The organism is Acinetobacter sp. TAC-1 (assembly GCF_029025845.1).
GTDB lineage: Bacteria > Pseudomonadota > Gammaproteobacteria > Pseudomonadales > Moraxellaceae > Acinetobacter > Acinetobacter guillouiae.
This window is the reverse complement of the sequence record NZ_CP118892.1, coordinates 4,555,896-4,577,921: the sequence shown is the minus strand read 5'-3', so window position 1 is coordinate 4,577,921 and position 22,026 is coordinate 4,555,896. Positions and strand designations below refer to the sequence as shown.

Annotated in this window: 21 protein-coding genes and 1 riboswitch; of the genes, 16 read left to right on the top strand and 5 right to left on the bottom strand. The window is 40.9% G+C overall.

Annotated features, from left to right (window positions below; translation table 11 throughout):
- Positions 1–38 precede the first annotated feature (38 nt).
- Positions 39–689 carry an orotate phosphoribosyltransferase gene (gene pyrE, locus PYV58_RS21425; RefSeq protein ID WP_034611239.1) on the top strand — a complete coding sequence of 217 codons (651 nt, stop codon included), beginning with the start codon at positions 39–41 and terminating at the stop codon, positions 687–689.
- 75 nt (positions 690–764) lie between these two features.
- Entirely contained in the window at positions 765–1,298 is a 534-nt protein-coding gene (locus PYV58_RS21420; protein ID WP_034611241.1) for a hypothetical protein, read from the top strand.
- A gap of 2 nt (positions 1,299–1,300) precedes the next feature.
- Here the strand turns inward: PYV58_RS21420 and PYV58_RS21415 are convergent, their stop codons facing one another.
- From PYV58_RS21415 to PYV58_RS21400, 4 genes are all read right to left on the bottom strand, one after another.
- Complete coding sequence (locus PYV58_RS21415) at positions 1,301–2,011, bottom strand: VanW family protein (protein WP_034611244.1); 711 nt, start codon at positions 2,009–2,011, stop codon at positions 1,301–1,303.
- Between the two features lie 16 nt (positions 2,012–2,027).
- Positions 2,028–2,732 carry a class I SAM-dependent methyltransferase gene (locus PYV58_RS21410; protein ID WP_034611247.1) on the bottom strand — a complete coding sequence of 235 codons (705 nt, stop codon included), beginning with the start codon at positions 2,730–2,732 and terminating at the stop codon, positions 2,028–2,030.
- A 66-nt stretch (positions 2,733–2,798) separates the two neighbouring features.
- Positions 2,799–3,209 carry a hypothetical protein gene (locus tag PYV58_RS21405; RefSeq protein WP_051670976.1) on the bottom strand — a complete coding sequence of 137 codons (411 nt, stop codon included), beginning with the start codon at positions 3,207–3,209 and terminating at the stop codon, positions 2,799–2,801.
- 83 nt (positions 3,210–3,292) lie between these two features.
- Positions 3,293–3,487, bottom strand: coding sequence for a DUF3565 domain-containing protein (locus PYV58_RS21400; RefSeq protein WP_034611335.1), 195 nt, complete (start codon positions 3,485–3,487; stop codon positions 3,293–3,295).
- A 110-nt stretch (positions 3,488–3,597) separates the two neighbouring features.
- Here PYV58_RS21400 and gshB point away from each other — a divergent pair, with 110 nt between their 5' ends.
- The 8 genes from gshB to lpxC all read left to right on the top strand — a co-directional run bounded on the left by gshB (position 3,598) and on the right by lpxC (position 12,987).
- A complete protein-coding gene (gene gshB / locus PYV58_RS21395; RefSeq protein ID WP_034611251.1) occupies positions 3,598–4,542 on the top strand; it encodes a glutathione synthase in 945 nt (314 codons plus the stop codon).
- A 304-nt stretch (positions 4,543–4,846) separates the two neighbouring features.
- On the top strand, positions 4,847–5,944 hold the full coding sequence (gene murG, locus PYV58_RS21390) for an undecaprenyldiphospho-muramoylpentapeptide beta-N-acetylglucosaminyltransferase (RefSeq protein ID WP_034611255.1): 1,098 nt from the start codon (positions 4,847–4,849) through the stop codon (positions 5,942–5,944).
- 13 nt (positions 5,945–5,957) lie between these two features.
- Positions 5,958–7,406 (top strand): UDP-N-acetylmuramate--L-alanine ligase, encoded by a 1,449-nt coding sequence (gene murC / locus PYV58_RS21385; protein ID WP_004818388.1) that lies wholly within the window; start codon positions 5,958–5,960, stop codon positions 7,404–7,406.
- A gap of 81 nt (positions 7,407–7,487) precedes the next feature.
- Positions 7,488–8,417 (top strand): D-alanine--D-alanine ligase, encoded by a 930-nt coding sequence (locus PYV58_RS21380; protein WP_004818390.1) that lies wholly within the window; start codon positions 7,488–7,490, stop codon positions 8,415–8,417.
- Between the two features lie 4 nt (positions 8,418–8,421).
- Positions 8,422–9,276 (top strand): cell division protein FtsQ/DivIB, encoded by an 855-nt coding sequence (locus PYV58_RS21375; protein ID WP_034611259.1) that lies wholly within the window; start codon positions 8,422–8,424, stop codon positions 9,274–9,276.
- Positions 9,277–9,339: 63 nt separating this feature from the next.
- Entirely contained in the window at positions 9,340–10,602 is a 1,263-nt protein-coding gene (ftsA, locus tag PYV58_RS21370) for a cell division protein FtsA (protein WP_004718623.1), read from the top strand.
- Positions 10,603–10,765: 163 nt separating this feature from the next.
- The gene (gene ftsZ, locus PYV58_RS21365) at positions 10,766–11,959 is read left to right on the top strand and encodes a cell division protein FtsZ (protein WP_004718620.1); all 1,194 of its coding nucleotides are present in this window, start codon (positions 10,766–10,768) and stop codon (positions 11,957–11,959) included.
- A gap of 125 nt (positions 11,960–12,084) precedes the next feature.
- Positions 12,085–12,987 carry a UDP-3-O-acyl-N-acetylglucosamine deacetylase gene (gene lpxC / locus PYV58_RS21360; protein ID WP_016539103.1) on the top strand — a complete coding sequence of 301 codons (903 nt, stop codon included), beginning with the start codon at positions 12,085–12,087 and terminating at the stop codon, positions 12,985–12,987.
- Between the two features lie 97 nt (positions 12,988–13,084).
- Here the strand turns inward: lpxC and PYV58_RS21355 are convergent, their stop codons facing one another.
- Positions 13,085–13,534, bottom strand: a complete 450-nt coding sequence (locus PYV58_RS21355) for a hypothetical protein (protein ID WP_034611264.1) — start codon at positions 13,532–13,534, stop codon at positions 13,085–13,087.
- Between the two features lie 105 nt (positions 13,535–13,639).
- Between PYV58_RS21355 and PYV58_RS21350 the strand changes: the two genes are divergently transcribed.
- From PYV58_RS21350 to PYV58_RS21325, 6 genes are all read left to right on the top strand, one after another.
- Positions 13,640–14,317: a M23 family metallopeptidase gene (locus PYV58_RS21350; protein ID WP_004718614.1), complete on the top strand. Its 678-nt coding sequence runs from the start codon at positions 13,640–13,642 to the stop codon at positions 14,315–14,317.
- Positions 14,318–14,605: 288 nt separating this feature from the next.
- A complete protein-coding gene (gene aceE, locus PYV58_RS21345) occupies positions 14,606–17,314 on the top strand; it encodes a pyruvate dehydrogenase (acetyl-transferring), homodimeric type (protein ID WP_004818397.1) in 2,709 nt (902 codons plus the stop codon).
- Positions 17,315–17,316: 2 nt separating this feature from the next.
- A complete protein-coding gene (locus PYV58_RS21340) occupies positions 17,317–19,302 on the top strand; it encodes a 2-oxo acid dehydrogenase subunit E2 (RefSeq protein ID WP_171077749.1) in 1,986 nt (661 codons plus the stop codon).
- Positions 19,303–19,664: 362 nt separating this feature from the next.
- Positions 19,665–19,821: riboswitch (yybP-ykoY riboswitch) on the top strand.
- 89 nt (positions 19,822–19,910) lie between these two features.
- Complete coding sequence (locus tag PYV58_RS21335; RefSeq protein WP_004818402.1) at positions 19,911–20,489, top strand: TMEM165/GDT1 family protein; 579 nt, start codon at positions 19,911–19,913, stop codon at positions 20,487–20,489.
- Positions 20,490–20,702: 213 nt separating this feature from the next.
- Complete coding sequence (locus PYV58_RS21330) at positions 20,703–21,500, top strand: MBL fold metallo-hydrolase (RefSeq protein ID WP_004718609.1); 798 nt, start codon at positions 20,703–20,705, stop codon at positions 21,498–21,500.
- A gap of 89 nt (positions 21,501–21,589) precedes the next feature.
- Positions 21,590–21,955, top strand: coding sequence for a YkgJ family cysteine cluster protein (locus PYV58_RS21325; protein ID WP_081407361.1), 366 nt, complete (start codon positions 21,590–21,592; stop codon positions 21,953–21,955).
- The last annotated feature ends 71 nt before the right edge of the window (positions 21,956–22,026 follow it).

The window sequence follows — 22,026 nt, the reverse complement described above, 5'->3', positions numbered from 1 at the left end:
GCAGTCATAACCTCAATGTATGAATTTTGGAGCACCTCATGTCAACGCCAGCTCAGTTTAACCCGCAAGCTTTTATCGAACTCGCATTATCACGTGGTGTGCTTAAATTTGGTGAGTTTACTTTAAAATCAGGCCGTGTGAGCCCTTATTTTTTTAATGCAGGTTTACTCAACGATGGTGAAGCATTATCGCTTTTAGCTCAAGGTTATGCAGATAAATTAACACAATGTAACAACGTTGAAGTGATCTTTGGGCCTGCATACAAAGGAATTCCTTTTGTTGCCGCAACAGCTGTGGCTTTGTCACAAGTACATGATGTCAGTGTGCCTTGGGGCTTTAACCGTAAAGAAGCCAAAGACCATGGTGAAGGCGGTGTATTGGTCGGTGCTTCAGTAGAAGGCAAAAAAGTCTGGATTATTGATGATGTGATTACAGCGGGTACCGCAATTCGTGAAGTTGTCACAATTCTTAAAAATGCAGGTGCGACAATTGCAGGCGTATTGGTTGCGCTAGATCGTCAAGAAAAAGGGCAAGGTCAATTGTCTGCCATCCAAGAAGTTCAACAAGAACTTGAGATTCCAGTGCACGCTTTAATTAACATGAAAGACTTAATGGATTATCTTGATGCTAAAGGTGAGCAAGATGCTTTAGCAAAAATGGAAGCTTACCGTGTGAAATATGGTATATAAGTTAAAAAAAAGGATAAGATAAGGAGCATAAGCTCCTTATTTTTATGGACTATAAAGGATTAGGTGCCATTTTTAATGTTCATTCTATTGATAATCGTCGTGGTTGCTGTACTTGGCATTATGTTGGTCAAACATATCGACCAACGACGTTGGCAACGTTACCAATTTGAGCGGGATATGTTTTTTCGGCAATATCCATTTCAATGGCAAGGTTTAGAGCAGTTTGAGCTGGTTTTAAATATCAACGTGCACGCCCAGAAAAAATTAATCAATGAATTGATGTTAAGAGCATCTGAGAACAGTTATATCAAGAAATCACGTATTCAACGTGAACCTGAATGTTCGAGACAACAATACTCGATTAAAGTCATGATTCAAGATTTAACCATTGGTCACTTAGAAAAGAAATATGCAGACTTATTGGGAGAAAGTTTAGATCAAACCGATTTTGAAATTGGTCGTCCAATAGAGCTGGATGCTGAAATCATTGTGTTTGAAAAAGATGATATCGAGTTGGGCTGTCGTGTCAAACTGGCCTTACCGCGTGATCCACGGACTGCACATCAATACCTGATAGAAAATAGCCAACAACAATTTCAAGAAAAATAAGCTTAATCAGCAGGTGAATTGAGCAAGTAGATACTTTGCTCAATCTGTTTTTGATCTTGCAAGGTGCGGACAATTCGATGGGTTTTAGAATCTTTAACAATAAATTTGAGTGTATATTCCTTTAAATGCTGTTGAGCGACCAACGTGGCGACCAGTTGGTCATGCTGTCTAAAAATTTGAATTTGTAGTGCCTGATCTAAACAATTTTGAAACTGTAAGTCCTTATAGCCATACACCACAGTTGCATCACTGCCTAAGGGGGTAAAGCGTTCATGTTCTTGGTAAATATCAATCGAATGTGAATGTCGTTCTATGATGGTTAAACCCGCTTTTAACGCATTGATATAGAGCAAAAAAGAAATTTGACAGATCCCACCACCCAGATCTTCTGAAACTTTTCCATTGACCAGATTACGTCCTGTTTTATAGCCATTGTTTAACGTTGGGGCTGTTACCAAATGCCAAAATGAAAAGATTTGATTTGGCTCAATGACCAAACCGTTTAAGGCCTCAATCGCAAGATCAATGTTATGGGTTTTATTTTCAAAATAATGATCTATCTTGATGTTTTGTTGGGTTGAAATTTGCTGGTCTGCTTGCCACAGTGCTTGATGTCTTAAGGCAAACTGTAGCTTCGAGAAAAGGTGTTCACGACAATACCTGCGTAATAACTGATAAAACAGTTTCGATGATTTGGGTAAATATTGCCGCATATTCCACCTGCTTATTCTAATCGTTTACTGACGGTTGTTTTTCTAAAACCACAACCAAGTATGATGCATATTCTTTTAAAAATGAACGGCACATCAAGCTGTCTAGGCTTCTAAACAGTGGGCGTAAAATCGTTGGAATACGATGGATAGGGAAAAATAAAAAGCCCTGACTTTCAACCAGCTTCCATTGAGTGCCAAGCAGCTTTTCAATCTCTGCCAATGTCATTTGATGAGCAGCATGCCAGCTTTGTTGTTGATGCTTTACAGCTTGTCGACGTTTGGCGGAGGGGAAATCAAAAATAAGCTTGCCATTGGTTTTTAATTTTTGCTGCGCCTGATTTAGAAACTGTTCTGTGGTTGCATGGTCTTGATGCATGATCACATGAAAGCTATAAATCACCTCAAGCTGATGATTTTTGATTGGAATTTCAGTCAGAGAGCCTTCAAGCAAAATTTTATGTGGATATTTTTCTCTAGCGGCTTTCAGCATTTCAGGGCTGAAATCCACACCATAATCGGCATAATCGAGTAAACGACCTGTACCACAACCGATATCCATACAATGTGTAGGTGCTGTTTTACCGAGAATACGCTTGAGAAAAGCACGCTCTTGTTGGTCTAAATATTGCCCATAACTGTTGTTAAAACGGTTGTTATCGTAGTCGTGCGCAAGTTTGTTATAGTAATTTTTAATCTCTGATGAGTCGTTTTGATCTAGCATAGTGATCACGCATTAATTATCTGTTTTGCCATTGATGTGCTTGTACTTACTGGGCTGATGTTAGATCTATGCGGTAGGGCATAAATTTTTTATACCTTCTACTTTTTGATAGGTATAGGTTAAGGCATAATTTTCAAGAAAGGTCTGTTCTAATACCAACTGATCTTTTTTTAATGCTTTGATGACGAGCGTTTGGTTTGCTGCTTCATCTGGGTAAAGCAAATAGAGGCTGTTATTTTTAATTTTGTATTTTGAAACCTCAGGTGGTTCTGGCGAGCTGACGGTTTTATTTTTAAAGTCACACTCAAAAGGATATAAGGTAGCGGTGTCTTTGCCATCTAAATAAGCGACATTGGCAATCCCATTGTTCAAAGGCAACATCGCCCAATAACCTTGTAATAAATCATTTTTTTGCGCAAATGTATTTGATGTAATAAATAAAATAGAACACGCAATATAAATATTTTTTTTCAACATGTTATATATCCCACTATTGTTTTATTCGTCGAAAATATTGATTTAGAGTCAATCCTACTCCGAATATTATTTTATTTGAAGGCTTATTTCTGGGTTATTTCACAAGCCTTACACTCTAACAGCATGCCTATTTTTTCCTGCCGTCCTTGTTCTGTCAACACCCACGGACGATTCTGCCAAGGCGGAAGATGACGTACATGTTGTTGATGCCCACAGGCAAGTTCAGCAACATAATGTTGCTCCTCATCCAAATGAAATCCCACAATGGCTTGTTGCATTTCGATCATCATATTCACAATAATTGCTAAGAGTTTAGCGAAATTTCGAAAAAGTACACCAGATTCTCCGCTATACTGCATTCAATCCAAAATTTTATAAGAGCATCAATATGCGCGTACTTGTTGTGATGGATCCCATCGAAAGTGTAAACCTGAAAAAAGACTCAACAATGGCAATGTTATGGGCGGCTGCACGTCGAGGGCATGAGTTAGGCTATGCATTACAACAAGATTTATATATTGACCAAGGCAAAGCATTTGGTTTGATTTCACCGCTTCAGGTTTTTGAAGATTATGATCACTATTATGAGTTAGGTGAAAAAGCCAAAGAGTCGCTTGCAACGTATGATGTGGTGTTGATGCGTAAAGATCCGCCTTTTGACATGAATTTTGTTTATACCACTTATATTTTGGAACAGGCAGAGCGTGAAGGGGCGTGGATTATTAACAAACCACAAAGTTTGCGTGACTGTAATGAAAAATTGTTTGCGACCCAATTTCCAGATCTACAAGTACCCACTTTAGTGACTTCGCAACAAAGTTTGATTCGTGAATTCTTAAAAGAACATGGTGACGTTATTGTTAAGCCACTGGATGGTATGGGTGGAATGGGGATCTTCCGTTTATATCAAGATGGGGTCAATATTGGTTCAACCATTGAAATTTTAACTGAAAATGGCACACAACCGATTATGGCACAACGTTATATCCCTGAAATTGTGGATGGTGATAAACGTATTTTGCTGATTAATGGTGAGCCTGTACCTTATTGCTTGGCTCGTATTCCTCAAAATGGTGAGGTGCGTGGGAATTTGGCAGCAGGCGGTTTGGGTGAAGCTCGTCCATTGACTGAAAATGACAAAGCCATCGCAGCCAAAGTTGGACCATTCTTAAAAGCCAAAGGCTTGGTTTTTGTCGGATTAGATGTGATTGGAAATTATGTCACTGAAATCAATGTCACCAGTCCAACCTGTATTCGTGAAATTGATGATCAATTTGGTACTTCAATTGCAGATGATTTGTTTAATGTACTAGAAGCAGGTCAGTCAGTTTAATTTAAGCTGGGATACTGCATTCTAAATCTCAACTAAAAAATAGAGTCTTTCGCGGCTCTATTTTTTGCTGTCGATTGGCTATAAAAATGATAAATCATCGAGAAATATAAAAAAATAACGTTTAATTCCACTTTTTTTAACGGATTAATGATAAAAGTAGTTTAAACTTTCAAATCAGTAGAAAAAAACAATGAAAGGCTTGGTGAAAAAAAGTAAATAAACTTTTCCCCATAGCGGATTGTGATTACAATTGGTTGTTTAAGATATTCGTTAAATATTTATTTTTGCATTGAAGAATTAGACCGTGACCGAACCCCAGCAAAGCACACCGAAACACATCATGATGATGGCGGCAGGTACAGGTGGACATGTATTCCCTGCACTGGCAGTTGCAAAAGAATTGCAACAACAAGGCAGCCAAGTGTCTTGGTTGGCGACTCCGACAGGTATGGAAAATCGACTTTTAAAACAACATGATATTCCAATCTATCACATTGACATTCAAGGTGTACGTGGCAACGGTATTGTACGTAAATTAGCTGCACCGTTTAAAATTTTAAAAGCAACCTTGAGCGCAATGCGCTATATGAAACAGCTCAATGTCGATGCAGTGGCTGGTTTTGGCGGTTATGTTGCGGGTCCGGGTGGTTTGGCTGCACGTCTGTTGGGTATTCCTGTGATTATTCACGAACAAAATGCAGTGGCAGGCTTTACCAATACCCAGCTTTCAAGAATTGCTAAAAAAGTCTGCGAAGCATTTCCAGATACTTTTCCGAAAAGTGAAAAAATTGTGACGACAGGTAATCCTGTACGGTCAGAAATTACCGCAATTTATAATCCTTCTTTTCGTTATAAAGAACGCGAAAATGCGGCTGAACCCTTACATATTTTAATTGTTGGTGGTTCTTTGGGTGCACAAGCCTTGAATGAATGTGTACCTCAAGCCTTAAAACAATTTGATGTTCCATTAAAAGTATTTCATCAGTGTGGGCAAAATAAACAAGAGACCACACAGGCTTTATATGCGGATGCGCCTGCAAATATACAGGTTGAGGTTCAGCAATTTATTGAAGATATGGCACTGGCCTATAGCAACGCAGATTTAATTATTTGTCGTGCAGGTGCCTTAACGGTCACTGAAGTGGCGACGGCTGGTGTGGCGGCTGTATTTGTGCCATTACCAAGTGCGGTGGACGATCACCAAACTGCCAATGCACGATTTTTGGAGAAAACAGGTGCTGCGAAAATCTGTCCGCAGCAGAGCATGACTCCAGATTCGTTAAAGGATTTACTAACACCGTTGATGAACCGCCAATTACTGATGGAAATGGCGGTAAAAGCTCGTCAACAAGCTCAACCAGATGCAACACAACGTGTGGTTGGTTTAATTCAAGATTTGTAAGTTAGAGTTGATTATGTCTCCAACAAGCCCTGCTGATAAAGCAAAAAACCTAATTAAAATTCCAGAGATGCGCCGTATTAAACATATCCATTTTGTGGGTATCGGTGGCGCTGGGATGTGTGGTATTGCAGAAGTATTGAAAAACCAAGGCTATAAGGTTTCTGGTTCTGACATTAAGGCATCAAAAACAACAGTTCAACTTGAAGAAAACGGCATTAAAGTTTTTATTGGACATACGGCAGACAATATCAAAGGTGCAAATGTACTGGTTGTTTCTACTGCAATTGACCCTGAAAATTTAGAAGTAAAAGCAGCAATTGAAAACCGTATACCCGTAGTCCGCCGTGCAGAAATGTTGGGTGAATTGATGCGTTATCGTCATGGTATTGCGGTTGCAGGAACCCATGGTAAAACCACCACAACCAGTTTAGTGACCTGCATGTTGGCAGAAGAAAACATGGATCCAACTTATGTGATCGGTGGTCTGTTAAACCGTACCGGTGTTAATGCTGCGTTGGGTGCTAGTCGTTTTATTGTCGCAGAAGCAGACGAATCAGATGCATCATTTTTACATCTTGAGCCTATGGCGGCCATTGTTACCAATATTGATGCAGATCATATGGATACCTATGGCGGTAGTTTTGATGTACTTAAAGACACCTTTATCAAATTCTTACAGAAAATGCCGTTCTATGGCTTGGCTGTAGTGTGTGGTGATGATGCCAATATTCGTGAAATCATGCCACGTATTGGTCGTCCAGTATTGACCTATGGTTTTAATGAAGACAATGACATTCGAGCAATTGATGTTGAACAAGTCGGTATGCAGTCAAGCTTTACGGTATTACGAAAAGGTCGTGAGCCATTACGTTTAACCATTAATCTTCCTGGTTTGCATAATATTCTAAACGCACTGGCTGCGATTGGTATTGCAACGGATGAAGGTGTGTCTGATGCTGCGATTGCACGTGCCTTAGAAAGCTTTAGTGGTGTAGGTCGCCGTTTCCAAGTTCAAGGTGAGTTTGAATTGGATGAAGGTACAGTAAAACTTGTAGATGATTATGGGCATCACCCGAAAGAAGTTGAAGCGACCATTAAAGCTGCACGTGCCAGCCATCCAGATCGTCGTTTGGTGATGATGTTCCAGCCACATCGTTATAGTCGTACTCGTGATTGTTTTGATGATTTTGTAGATGTGTTGTCACAAGTCGATCAATTGTTGTTGTTAGAAGTATATCCTGCAGGTGAGAAACCGATTGTTGGTGCAGATAGTCGTTCATTAGCTCGGAGTATTCGCCTGCGTGGTGAAGTTGAGCCGATCTTGATTGACCCAGTGGAAGGCAATTTGCAGAACGCGATACAAAAAGTGTTACAAGCGAATGACTTGTTATTAACACAAGGTGCGGGTAACGTGGGAGCAATTTCTGTAGAATTGGCTCAAAACCAACTGTATTTAAAATAATTGATTTGGCTTTGTTTAAATTTGGATTTGAATAAAGCCTCGAAATTAAATTGACTAACTTATAAGTTTAAGGATTTAAACGTGTCAAATGCTTCTAAATTCGGCAAAGTAGCGGTGTTGCTTGGTGGGAAATCTGCTGAGCGTGAGGTGTCATTAGATAGTGGTAAAGCTGTTTTAGAAGCATTATTACGTTCGGGTGTGAATGCGGAAGGCTTCGATCCACAAGAACGTAGTGTGACGGAACTTGTGGGTTATGATCGCGCATTTATTGTATTGCATGGTCGTGGTGGCGAAGACGGTCAAATCCAAGGCGCACTAGAATGGATGAATGTACCGTATACAGGTACAGGTGTTCAGGGTTCAGCGATTGGTATGGACAAAGTTAAAACCAAACAAATCTGGCAAGGTTCAGATTTACCGACAGCACCGTATCGTATTATTTCCAAAGATTCTGATTTAACTGAAGTGATTGAAAGCCTTGGCTTACCATTAATCATTAAGCCTGTACATGAAGGTTCTAGTGTTGGGATGAGCAAGGTTGAAAAAGCGGAAGACCTTGCTGCTGCAATTGAAAAAGCCACAGTACATGATGCTGTGGTGATGGCTGAAAAATGGATCACGGGGCGTGAATATACCATTTCTTTCCTCAATGGTTTGCCATTACCCGTGATTCGTTTGCAACCGCCTGCTGATGTTGCATTCTATGACTATGAGGCAAAATATAACCGTAATGACGTGGAATATGGTATTCCATGTGGTTTAAGCGAGTCAGAAGAAAAGAACTTACAAGAATTGTGTTTACGGGCTTTCCAAGCCGTCGGTGCCAGTGGTTGGGGACGGATTGATGCGATGTTAGATGAACAAGGTCATTTCTGGTTGTTGGAAGTGAATACAGTACCTGGCATGACCAGTCACTCGCTTGTGCCTAAAGCTGCAAAAGCTGTAGGTTATAGCTTTGATGAGTTGTGTGTTGCGATTTTAGCGCAAACGCTCACGGAACAAGCACACTAAGTTTATGGCTCAACTTCCTGCTTCGATGCGTCGCAAACGTGCGGCAATTACATCAATACACGATAAGCCGCCAACACGTCAGGAAAAGCTTCTCAACGTGGGAAGCTGGTTGCTTATGGTCATTGCTATTGCTGTGCTATTTGCAGGAATCTATGGTCTGTATAAAGTGATTACCGATGCTCGGGTGGCCACACTTCAAGTGGTAGGTACCACCTCACCGGTAGAGTCACAAGCGATTACACAACATTTGGCGCCTGTTGTTAAAAATAATTATTTCACCTCGGATTTAGAACAGATTCGAGATAAAGCACTAGAAGTATCATGGGTGGATCGTGTTGTGGTTTCACGGGCATGGCCAAATGGTATTCGCGTGCGGATTATGCCGCGTCATGCAATCGCGCGTTGGGGAACCGGGCGATTACTGAGTGATGCTGGAGATGTCTATACAGAAGCGGTGGCGAAGAATTATTCAAACTTGCCATTGCTTCATGGGCCGCTCAGCCAATCCAAAGTGATGATGCGTCGCTATAATGAAATTAATCAATTATTTCACCCAGTCAACTTACGTTTAAAAGAGCTTTATCTCACTGAACGTATGACTTGGTTTATGCAGTTTGATTCGGGACTACGGGTGATCGTAGATCAAGATCAAACCATGAGTAAGCTACAACGTTTAAGTCACCTGGCTCAAACTGATTTGAAACCCGCTTGGTCGAATATTTCCGCCATTGATTTGCGCTACCGAAATGGTTTGGCAATTCAATGGAGAAATTCTATTTCACCAAAGATTGTGAATGGTCAGTTTGTTGTAACCAGTAATGACATAAGCGTTGCAGGTGGGATGGTTGCACAGCCATAATACGTGGCTTGAAAAAGAGGCATATAGCCAAACATAAACAATGAAGATAATGGTAGCAAAGTGATGAATGAAGCTGTTCCCTCAGTTGTTGCAATTGACATTGGGACACATAAAGTTTCAGTACTGATTGGTAAAGTACATGCCCCTGATAATATTCAGGTTATTGGCATGGCAAGCGCACGCAATAAAGGAATGAATAAAGGCAAAATTGTGAGCCTTGATAAAGTCACAAATGCAATTAAACAAGCCGTTCAAGAAGCTGAAGATATGGCTGAGTGTCGTATTCATTCAGCTTGGGTTTCAATTCCAAGCACCGAATTACAAAGCCATTATGCGATTGGTCGTACACCGATTTCAAATTCAGAACATACCATTACGACAACTGAAGTTGTGCGTGCATTAGAGCTTGCTAAAGCCAGTCATATGACAGCCGATCATTACTTAGCAAGTGCAGTGCCTTTAGGTTTTGAGCTGGATGATTCAAGTGAGTGGGTACAGAACCCAATCAATTTATCTGCCAATAGTATGACAGCCCATTATCAATTGATGATGATGCCAATCAGCACTATGCAGAACTTGGATCGTGCAATGAAAGGCGCCAATATTTCGGTTGAAAAAATGGTGGTGTCTTGTTTAGCAACTGCAGAAGGCAGTTTGCTGAAAGATGAAAAAGAATATGGCGTTTGTTTACTCGATATCGGTGCTGGAACGACCAATATTGCAGTCTATATTGAAGGGCATTTGGCATTAGCCCATACCATTCAATGTGGTGGTGAAAATGTCACCCGTGATATTGCCACTGTATTGCAAACCACAACCGAAGAAGCTGAACGGATTAAGTTACTGCATGGTTGTGTCGACATTCACCAAGTTAAACCGGATCATATGATTCAGTTTGAGGCAATTGATGGCCCACAAACCATTAGTCGTATTGAGTTGACTGAAATTATTATCGCACGTTATGAAGATATCTTAGGTAAAGTACGATACGAATTAGAACAACGTAGTGCACTACAAAGTTTGTATCATGGTGTAGTACTGACAGGTGATGTTTGCCAGATTGAAGGCATGGTGACATTGGCTCGTCGTATGTTGGGTATCTCTGCACACTTAGGCAATCCACCGTTACAAGTGGTGACCGATGATCAGAATTTACCATCTTTACGTCGTTCAATGTATGCTACAGCAGCAGGGTTACTTTTGTTTAGTCAAAGTGACATGCAAGAGGCGATTGAAGAACCTGAAGTTCAAGGTGGAAGACCATTCTTTGATCGGATTGTGAATGGTTGGAATGCCTTAAATAACAAATTAAAAGGTATTTTTTAGGTGTGGTTTTTTGGGGAATATTGTTAGGAAGTTGTAAGTGTTCTGTCCAATACTTGACAAGCTCTGCAATGAACAGCATCCTAAAAACAATTTTTATTATTGAAGATCAAGGCAGTATACGGGCTTAAGTGACTGCCAAATTATATTAGGAAATCTAAAGGTCATGGCCTCATTTGAATTTTTAGACGATGGACAAACCGATAACAACGGTCAAGCCCGTTTTACTGTGTTTGGTGTTGGTGGCGGCGGTGGTAATGCCGTACAACACATGGTGCAATCTGACATTAAGGGTGTGAAATTTGTTTGTGCAAATACAGACAAGCAAGCCCTTGATCGTATGAATGCGCCTTTTAAAATGCAACTTGGTGAGCAAAGCACACGTGGTTTGGGTGCCGGTGCTAATCCAGATGTAGGTCAAATTGCTGCTGAAGAAAGCCGTGAGCAAATCCGTCAACATCTTGAAGGTGCGGATATGGTATTTGTGACTGCTGGAATGGGCGGTGGTACAGGTACAGGTGCTGCACCCGTTGTTGCTGAGATTGCTCAAGAAATGGGTATTCTTACTGTAGGTGTAGTGACAACACCATTTAACTTTGAAGGTCGTCGTCGTCAACGTTCGGCTGAAAAAGGGATTGAAGCATTAGAACAACATGTTGATTCTTTAATTATTATACCGAACCAACGTTTACTCAGCGTTTATGGCGACATCTCTATGCAAGATGCTTACCGTAAAGCAGATGACGTGTTGCTGAATGCGGTACGGAGTATTTTTGATCTGGTTGTTCGTCCGGGTCATATTAACCTTGACTTTGCTGACTTGAAAACTGCGATGAGTACACGTGGTTATGCAATGATGGGTGAAGGAAAGAGTAGCGGTCCAGACCGTGCTGAAGAAGCTGCACGTTTGGCGATCCGTAGTCCGTTATTGGATAATGTAAATATCATGAATGCCAAAGGGGTGTTGATTAACATCACGGGCGGTGCTGATGTGACTTTACGTGAAACTGAAGTGATTACAGATGTTGTGAACCAGATTGTTGACCTTGAAGAAGGTGAAGTATTCTTTGGTACTGTATTTGATCCAGACGCACGTGATGAAATTCGTGTCACTGTGATTGCTACAGGTTTAACACGTAATGCCAGTGATGCAACTGAAGCAAAACGCAGAACCCATATCAGCAATGTTGCGCAATCATATAGCCAGCAAGCCAGCCACAACACTGTGGTTGATGAAGATGATGTTCCAGCGATCAATAAACGTCAAGAAGATGGTGCACCTGTTGCAGCACCAAGTTCAAGCGGTCGTTCTACGCCAATGAGTATTCAAGATTATTTGAAAAATCAACAGCGTAAATGATTGATAATTATTAAAAATAATTAATATCAACGAAAAAGGTAGTGAGATTCATTACCTTTTTTGTTTTTTATCAATGGCTAAATGTGCTAACGTATAGCGGATTTGAGAATGAAGACCGAATTAGCATGTTGAAACAACGTACCCTGAAGCGAGTCGTTAAAGCGAGTGGCATCGGACTACATAGCGGACAAAAAGTCATGATTAACTTTTTGCCACATGTGGCGGACGGGGGTATTGTATTTCGCCGTATCGATTTAAATCCACCTGTCGATCTGCCAGCAGATGCCATGCTGATTCAAGAAGCATTCATGTGTTCCAATTTGGTCAGTCATGAAACCAAGGTTGGCACCATTGAACATGTCACCAGTGCAATCGCTGGCTTGGGTATAGATAACCTGATTATAGAAGTGTCTGCTTCTGAAATACCAATTATGGATGGTAGTGCAGGTCCATTTATATACTTACTCATGCAGGGCGAATTAGTAGAACAAGACGCACCGAAAAAATTTATTCGGATTCTCAAACCTGTTGAAGCACTCATAGAAGATAAGCGCGCAATTTTTACCCCTCACGATGGTTTTCAAATCAACTTCACCATCGACTTTGATCATCCTGCTTTTGCAAAAGAATACCAATCGGCGACCATTGATTTTTCAACAGAAACGTTTGTCTATGAAGTCAGCGGCGCACGTACTTTTGGTTTTATGAAAGATCTCGATTATTTAAAAGCCAATAATTTAGCCTTGGGTGCGAGCTTAGATAATGCTGTTGGTTTAGATGATACCGGCGTGGTCAATGAAGAAGGTCTACGCTTTGCAGATGAGTTTGTTCGGCATAAAATTTTGGATGCAGTTGGTGACTTATACCTACTTGGACATCAAATTATTGCCAAATTCGATGGTTATAAATCGGGACATGCACTGAACAATCAACTTTTACGCAATGTTAAAAGTGATCCAAGCAGCTATGAAATTGTAACATTTGATGACGAGAAGCTGTGCCCAATTCATTTTGTCAACGTGACATAAGTCTTTGTCTTTTAGGCATTGTGTTATAGTGTAACAATAAAAAGTGTGATATCTGTCATATTTTGATCAGTTTTAATCTTAATTTAATCTAATCAGTTTACTTTTTATTGCTTGCCAAACGTAGTAAAGCTTGGCTAAGCTTAGGGTCGCTCACAAAACTAGCGGCATTTTGTAACATTTCAGATGTTGCAGGTTGTATGCTTTTTACAGTTTTATGGCGTTGTGGGGGTGTTTCAGTATTGCTGTTTTGAATACGTAAACGAACTTGCAGTTTTTGTAAATCACGAAGTTCGTTGATTTGTGATAATTGAGAAATATACTGTTTTTGAAGATAACCGAGTTGACTAATCATGGCTTGATTTTCACCGGTGATGGTCAAAATACCGTATTGATAACAGACAACTCGCCAATTCTCAGGTTGAGGAAGTAGCGGTTGAATTAATTTAGTAAGTTTTTGCCATTCGGCAACTTGCTTTGTAAGAAACGATAAGTTTCCTGTTTTTAAGTGTTGTCTTGTTGGTTGAAAGACGTTTTTTGGTTCAGACATACATGGTTCCTACATATTTATGTCCTATCTTAAGCGCTCATTTCGATAGATATCAAGGATGAGATCACTCAAGAAACTTGACTAAGAACAGTTAAAGAGGTTTTTATGCATACGCGACGTATTTTATTGGCTTTTACTTTAGCAGCTTCCGCTGCAACCGCTGCATTTGCAGACTTGGTTCAATCACCAGATCGTTTAGAACAATTATCCAAGACTCTATCTCAAGGCTCTTATAATCCAGATGATTTAGATCTTCCTGCTTCAGCAAAGATGAATATTACTTTACGTAGCCAGGATGCGCCAATCGAGTTAAACAATGCAAGTATCGCTAAAAAATACGGTTCTAGCGCAAACTCTGCTTCTCGTTATACTGCAAACTCTCCATATTCTTGGTTAGTCACTCATCCTCTTCCAGACATGAAGCGCGTAAGCTCTGATTTTGGTGGTCGTACAATGGGTGGTCGTGCCGAACATCATTCTGGTTTAGATCTTTCAGCACCAAGTGGTACACCAATTTATGCAACAGGTCCTGGTATCGTAACCAAGTCTGGTTGGGGCACTGGTTATGGTCAATATGTAGAAATTAACCATGGCAATGGCTATATCACACGTTATGCGCATGCTTCACGTCTAATTGCCCGTGTGGGTGATCAGGTGAAGGCTGGTGAACATATTGCCAACGTGGGTTGTACTGGTCGTTGCACAGGTCCACATTTGCATTACGAAGTAGTGAAAGATGGTCAACGTAAAAATCCATCTTCTTACTTAGCCATGTTGCCATAACGCTAAACATTTAATTGTTGAGCTTATGATTGATGCTCTGTATGCATGGTTGAATTCGTAGTCGCGATGAATTAAATACTGTATTCAGACTATCATCAAATAAAAAATTATTTTGTATAAAAAACCGCCTTTATTGGCGGTTTTTTGTTATTTTAAGTGTTAATTAGTCAACAACTATTTAGTTGCTAAATAATCCTTACAATCTGCATTTGGCTGTAACGATAACTTAACAGGCCTAAAACATGATACATATAATATATAGAAAACTATTCAAGGAGTAAGTGGGAAATGGCGTATTATGGTGATAGCGACGCTCAGGAAACACAAGAATGGCAAGATGCCTTTGATTCAGTGCTCCAGCATATGGGTACGGATCGTGCTGCGTTTTTATTAGAAAAATTATATCAACAAGCAATTTCGAAGCATGTACCTATTCAGCGTCTAAATACCCCTTATTTAAATACCATTCCAGTTGAAGAATCTCCAGCGATGCCAGGCGACCAAGATATGGAGCGTCGTATTCGAGCATTAATTCGTTGGAATGCTTTGGCAATGGTTCTACGTGCCAATAAAACAGGTGATGACTTAGGTGGTCACTTGGCAAGTTTCGCGTCTTCAGCAACCCTATATGATGTCGGCTTTAACCATTTCTTCCGTGCCAATAGCGATAGCTTTGGTGGCGACATGATCTATTACCAAGGTCACTGCGCCCCAGGTATTTACGCACGTTCATTTTTAGAAGGTCGTTTGACCGAAGATCAATTGAGCAATTTCCGTCGTGAAGTGGGTGGTCAAGGGCTTTCAAGTTATCCTCATCCTTACTTAATGCCAGATTACTGGCAGTTCCCAACTGTTTCGATGGGCCTTGGTCCAATCATGTCAATTTATCAAGCGCATATTCAAAAGTACTTGATGAATCGTGGTTTGATCAAAGAAGAAAACCGTAAGGTTTGGGCGTATCTTGGCGATGGTGAAATGGATGAGCCAGAAAGCTTAGGTGCAATCTCGCTTGCGGGTCGCGAAAAATTAGACAACTTAATCTGGGTGGTTAACTGTAACTTACAGCGTCTAGATGGTCCTGTACGTGGTAACGGTAAAATCATTCAAGAGCTAGAGTCACTGTTCCGTGGTGCAGGCTGGCGTGTGATTAAGGTGGTCTGGGGTCGTCATTGGGATCCTTTATTGGACAAAGACACCTCAGGTGCTTTAAAAGCCCGTATGGATGAAACGCTAGATGGTGAATACCAACGCTACCAAGTAAAAGGTGGCGCTTATACCCGTGAAAAATTCTTTGGTAAATACCCTGAAGCTGCGGAGTTGGTAAAAGGCTTAAGTGATGAAGATATTGATAATCTGAATCGCGGTGGTCATGACCCATACAAAGTGTATGCCGCGTATGCTGCAGCAATGACCAGCAATGGTCAACCGACTGTAATCTTGGCAAAAACAGTGAAAGGGTATGGTTTGTCTGACGAAATTGAAGCTGTCAACAAAACCCACCAAATCAAGAAAATGCAACACGATTCATTGAAATATGTACGTGACCGTTTCAATTTACCATTCTCTGATGAGCAACTTGAAGAGCTTCCATTCTATCGTCCAGGTGAAAACTCACCTGAATTGAAATATATGAAAGCACGTCGTGAAGCTTTAGGTGGTTATTTACCTGCACGTCGTAAAGACAGTGAAGTATTGGCGATTCCAGAGATTTCAGTATTTGATGGCGTGCTTAAAGGTAGTGGTGGTAAAGAACAATCAACCACGATGGTTATGGTGCGTTTGATTGCAGCATTGTTAAAAGAAAAAGCCATTAAAGACCGTGTTGTGCCTATCGTACCTGATGAAGCGCGTACCTTCGGTTTAGAAGGCATGTTCCGTCAGTTGGGGATCTATGCTGCGCATGGACAAAACTATACCCCAGAAGACCAAGAACAGCTCATGAACTATCGTGAAGCGAAAGATGGTCACATGTTGCAAGAAGGGATCAATGAAGCAGGTGCAATGAGCGCTTGGTCAGCATTGGGTACCAGTTATTCAACCAATAACTTACCAATGATTCCGATGTATATGTATTACTCAATGTTTGGTTTCCAACGTATTGGGGATATTGCATGGGCAGCGGGTGACTCTCAGGCACAAGGCTTCTTGTGTGGTGCAACAGCTGGTCGTACAACATTAAATGGTGAAGGTTTACAACACCAAGATGGTCATTCTCATATCTTGGCAGGAACGATTCCAAACTGTGTAGCGTATGATCCTTGCTTTGGTTATGAGTTAGCTGTGATTGTGCATGATGGTTTACAACGTATGTATGTGAATCAGGAACGTGTGTTCTATTACTTGACGCTCATGAATGAAAACTATGACCAACCTGCATTGCCTGAAGGTGCTGAAGAAGGCATCAAACGTGGTATGTATTTGTTCAATAAAGATGAAAAAGCCACAGTTCAGTTATTGGGTTCAGGCGTGATTCTGCGTGAAGTGATTAAAGCTGGGCAAATTTTACGTGATGAATACCAAATCCATTCCAATGTATGGAGTGTAACAAGCTTCAATGAATTGGCACGTGATGGTATGGCTGTTGAAGAATACAATCGCCTACATCCACTTGAAGACGGTAAAGAGTCTTGGGTTTCTCAGCAATTACGTGACACGGATGGTATTGTTGTTTCAGCAACAGATCATATGCGTGCCTATAGCGAACAGATCCGTGCTTATCTTCCAGATAGCCGTCCATATGTAACATTGGGTACAGATGGTTATGGTCGTTCAGATACACGCAGTAATTTGCGTAGTTACTTTGGTGTAGATGCGGCACATATTGTGGTTGCAACATTGAAAAAACTTGCTGATGAAGGTGAAGTTGATCCGCGTTTGGTGAAAGATGCAATCTCTTCATTTGAACTTGATGTTGATCGTCCAGTTGCATGGTTACCGCAAGCGCACCCATCTGTACAAGAAGTTGCTGCTTATACTGAAGTGACAGAGGAGAAATAATGATGCAAGTTAAAACTCCTGATATTGGCGTTGATAAGGCCACTGTTGCAGAAATCTTGGTGAAAGTCGGGGATACCATCGCTGTTGATGACAGTATCATTCTACTTGAGTCAGACAAAGCCTCTGTTGAAGTGCCAAGCACTTCAGCAGGTGTGGTTAAAAGTATTGCTGTTACGGAAGGCGATGAAGTTTCAGAAGGTGCTGTGTTGATCGAAGTTGAATCTGCGGATGCAACAGAGACAGAATCACCAGCACAACCTGCTCAAGAAGCTGCAAAAACTGAACCTGCTGTAAAAACTAAAGCTGAACCTGTGGCGTCTGTTGCACCTTCTGCATCTACGACAGCTTCATCTCAAACAGTTGAAGTTCAAGTGCCAGATATTGGTGTTGAAAAAGCTTTGGTCGGCGAAGTTCTGGTTAAAGTGGGCGACGAAATTGCGGTAGATGACAGCATCGTTGTAGTGGAATCGGATAAAGCAACGGTTGAAGTTCCAAGTACAGTTGCTGGCACGGTTGAAAGTGTTGTGGTCAAAGAAGGCGATAATGTTAAAGAAGGTGTGGTACTGATTACAGTGAAAACTGTAGGGGCTGCAACGACTTCGGCGGCAGCACCTGCTGAAGCGCCTCAACAAACGTCAGCAACACCAACTCAAGCTGCTGCACCAGAAGCATCAGCGCCAGCCCAATCGGGTAAAGTTGAAGTTGCTGTTCCTGATCTGGGTGTAGATAAAGCAACAATTTCTGAAATTTTGGTGAGCGTAGGCGATCAAGTTGAAAAAGACCAAAGCCTTTGCGTTGCTGAGTCGGATAAAGCCTCTGTAGAAGTACCAAGTACGGTTGCTGGTACGGTGACGGCGATCCATGTGGAATTGAATCAGTCTGTAAGTCAGGGCACTGCTTTGGTAACGATTGAAGCACAAGGTCAGACTGCATCAGCACCGCAAGAAAAACCAGCCGCTCCAGCATCACAAGCTGCATCAGCACCAGCCGCGAAAACGACAGCTTCAACGCCAAAAGCTGAAGTGGCCGTTGCTCAAGCGGGTACTGAAAAGTTATCTAAAGCACAACAAGCTGAAAATGCTAAAGTTTATGCTGGTCCAGCCGTGCGTAAGCTTGCGCGTGAACTGGGTGTGGTTTTATCACAAGTCGAGGCCTCTGGCCCTCATGCACGTGTGATGAAGGATGATGTTTTTGCTTTTGTTAAAGCCAAATTGACTGCACCGCAAGCAGCAGCTCAAACAACTGCTGCGCCAGTCGCTTCAGGTTTGCCTGCATTACCAGATTTCAGTGCATTTGGTGGTAGTGAAATTGCACCAATGACGCGTTTACAGCAAGTGTCTGTACCGCAATTGTCATTAAACAATTTTATTCCGCAAGTGACACAATTTGATTTAGCAGATATTACTGAACTAGAAGCTTGGCGCGGTGAGTTAAAAGGGAAATTTAAGCAAGATGGTATTAGCTTAACGATCCTTGCCTTTATTGCAAAAGCGGTGGCGTTTTTACTCAAAGAAGAGCCTTATTTTGCAGGTCACTTGGCAGATGATCAAAAGTCTGTGCTGTTGCGTAAAGAAATCCATATGGGAATCGCTGTGGCGACACCAGATGGTTTAACTGTTCCAGTATTGCGTAATCCTGATCAAAAATCGATTAAGCAAATTGCCATTGAATTGGGTGAGTTAAGTAAAAAAGCACGTGATAAGAAACTTTCTCCGAAAGACTTACAAGGTGCAAACTTTACTATTACTAGCCTAGGTTCAATTGGTGGTACTGCATTTACGCCATTGGTGAACTGGCCGCAAGTTGCGATTTTGGGTATCTCACCTGCAACGATGCAACCAGTATGGAATGGCTCAGGCTTTGATCCAAAACTGATGTTGCCATTGTCATTGTCTTATGACCATCGTGTGATTAATGGTGCGGATGCTGCGCGATTTACCAATAAATTGACCAAGTTGTTATCAGATATTCGTAACATCTTGCTTTAAGTTTTAAATTATAGAAGACCTCGCTTTAGGCGAGGTTTTTTATATGGATCTGATTTTGTTTTATCAATAATTTTCAAACCTGCTTTAAAGTCATTATTCAATATAGTCAATCTGTCAAAAAACTCAGGCACAAGAATATAATTTCTCTTAATTAATATTTTTAATTAAATCAATCGGCGACATCCCTGTCGCTCCACGATAGGATAACCCTCTAGAGTTCAAAATTAGTGAAGAAACGAAATTGGATTCATCCTCTGCGGGCATAAAAAATGCTTCGGCACGATATTTTTTGAAGTTTATCTGAGCTTTAAATTTTTTAATTTTTAAAAATTGAAAATGACTGATAAAGCGTTGTAGAATAGCTGTACTTCATTGGGGAGTAGCCGCTGTTTGTCATCTGCGAGATGATAAATGGGTGATGATCAACATAATTACTCAACAGAGTATGGTCATCATAGCAAAGAACCAATTTAGCTGAAGGTATTTACTCAGCTATCTTTTGTTGGCAAGACCTTTGATTTATCACTCCGCGTTGAATAGGCGACTATTCATATTGGCTAGCAGGAGGGGTAAGTCATCGGTAAATATTGCTAGCCAGAGACTTTGAAATGTTAAATGCCTTCCTCATCTCTTTAGTGGTTGTCGCTTTATCCGAAATGGGCGATAAAACACAACTGCTCGCATTACTTCTTGCTGCACGTTTTCGTAAACCTATTCCGATTTTATTTGCAATTTTATTAGCAACTATTGTCAATCATGGGGTATCGGCTGTGCTTGGTCAATGGATTACCACAGTCCTTAGCCCGACAGTATTACTTTGGATTGTGTCACTTGGCTTTATTGGTATGGCTGGGTGGATGTTGATTCCAGATGAATTGGACGATGAATCTGAAAGTATTAATAAATGGCAAAAATATGGGGTCTTTGGTGCAACCTTTGTATTATTCTTCCTTGCAGAAATTGGGGATAAAACCCAAATCGCCACAGTGGCACTTGCTGCACGCTTTGACAGCATCGGTTGGGTAACTCTAGGTACGACATTGGGGATTATGTTGGTCAATGCACCTGCTGTATTTATTGGCAATAAATTGGCAGATAAATTACCTATTGCTTTGATTCATAAAATTGGAGCTGCAATCTTCTTTATTATTGGTGTCGCCGCTTTAGTTCAGCATTACTTTTTTTAAGCACAATTTTCCAAGCTGATTGAACATCAATAAAGTCATCTATTTTTAAAGCTGAAAACCCAACTTAATGTTGGGTTTTTTATTATTCTGAGAATGATGACACAAATAATCTTTAAACTTAGGTTGTAGATTTATTGTAACTTTGAAGAAAACCTTATATGTTGTATGGGATAACTAAAGATTTATTTTAAAAAAGGTTTTGGGGTTTCTGGTATGGCTTTAGATCGCACCACGTCGCAAGTTTTGTTTGATAATGGCACTCATAAATGTATAAGTTTTACTAGTTTGGTGAAAGGTGAAGGTGTACAAGCCAATCAGTTTCTTATTTTAAATAATGAACGTGCAGCAGTATTAGATCCGGGTGGTGATTTGACCTATGTGCCCCTGACCATGGAGCTTAATAAATACACCCGATTACAAAATCTAGACTATGTCATGGCATCTCATCAAGACCCCGACATCATTACTTCAATGCCACGTTGGTTGGTCTATACCGATGCCAAAGTGGTCGCATCTAAATTATGGGCACGCTTTTTACCTCATTTAAACTCAGCATTTATGAGTGACCGTATGAAAGGGGGCTGGTTAGAACGTCTGATCGAATTGCCTGACCAAGGTGGCTCTATTCCATTGGGAGAAACGCGCATCATCGTGGTTCCTGCGCATTTCTTACATTCCGTTGGAAATTTCCAGTTTTACGATCCAATTTCAAAAATTTTATTCTCAGGTGATATGGGTGCATCGATTGTTGATGATGCCTCGAAACCAATTGAAGATTTTGCAATGCACATTCCAACCATGCATGGTTTTCATCAGCGCTATATGTGTACCAATCGGGTGATCCGTTTATGGGTGAAAATGGTGCGTCAAATGGATATTGAAATGATTGTGCCGCAACATGGTAAGCCATTTATTGGTAAAGAGATGATTCATCAGTTTTTAGACTGGATCGAAAATTTACAATGTGGTGTCGATTTGATGGATGAGTCCGTGTTTACCTGTCCGCAATAAAAAATTCAAAAAAGATATTGAGTTTGAGTGCGACTTTTTTTAGGATTTTCTTGCCAAAATTTTAAATTGATAACGAGAATCTTAAAAAAATGTTGTCACAAATCTCAGCACAGGATGCGTGCTTAAGTTGCGGAGCGTGTTGCGCCTTTTTCCGAGTCTCATTTTATTGGGCAGAAGGAGAAGCCATGCCGCCAGATTATGTCGAACCTTTGACAGCCGTGTATTCTTGTATGCAGGGCACCAATCAAAAGCAACCACGTTGTGTGGCATTAAAGGGTGAGATTGGACAGCAAGTCAGCTGTAGTATGTATGAGCAACGGAGTTCTTCATGCAAACAGGTACATGCTGGGGATTCACAATGTGCAAAAGCAAGACAAGGCTATGGTTTAATTCCCCTGATCGAAATAGAAGTCGCTACACCCAGCAATGATGAAGACTTTGATCAGGTGTGTTAACGCTTCATTGGGAAAATTTAGGATATTAAGGCAGAGACTGTAAGTCGACAGTCTACTGTGGTGTTAAATCC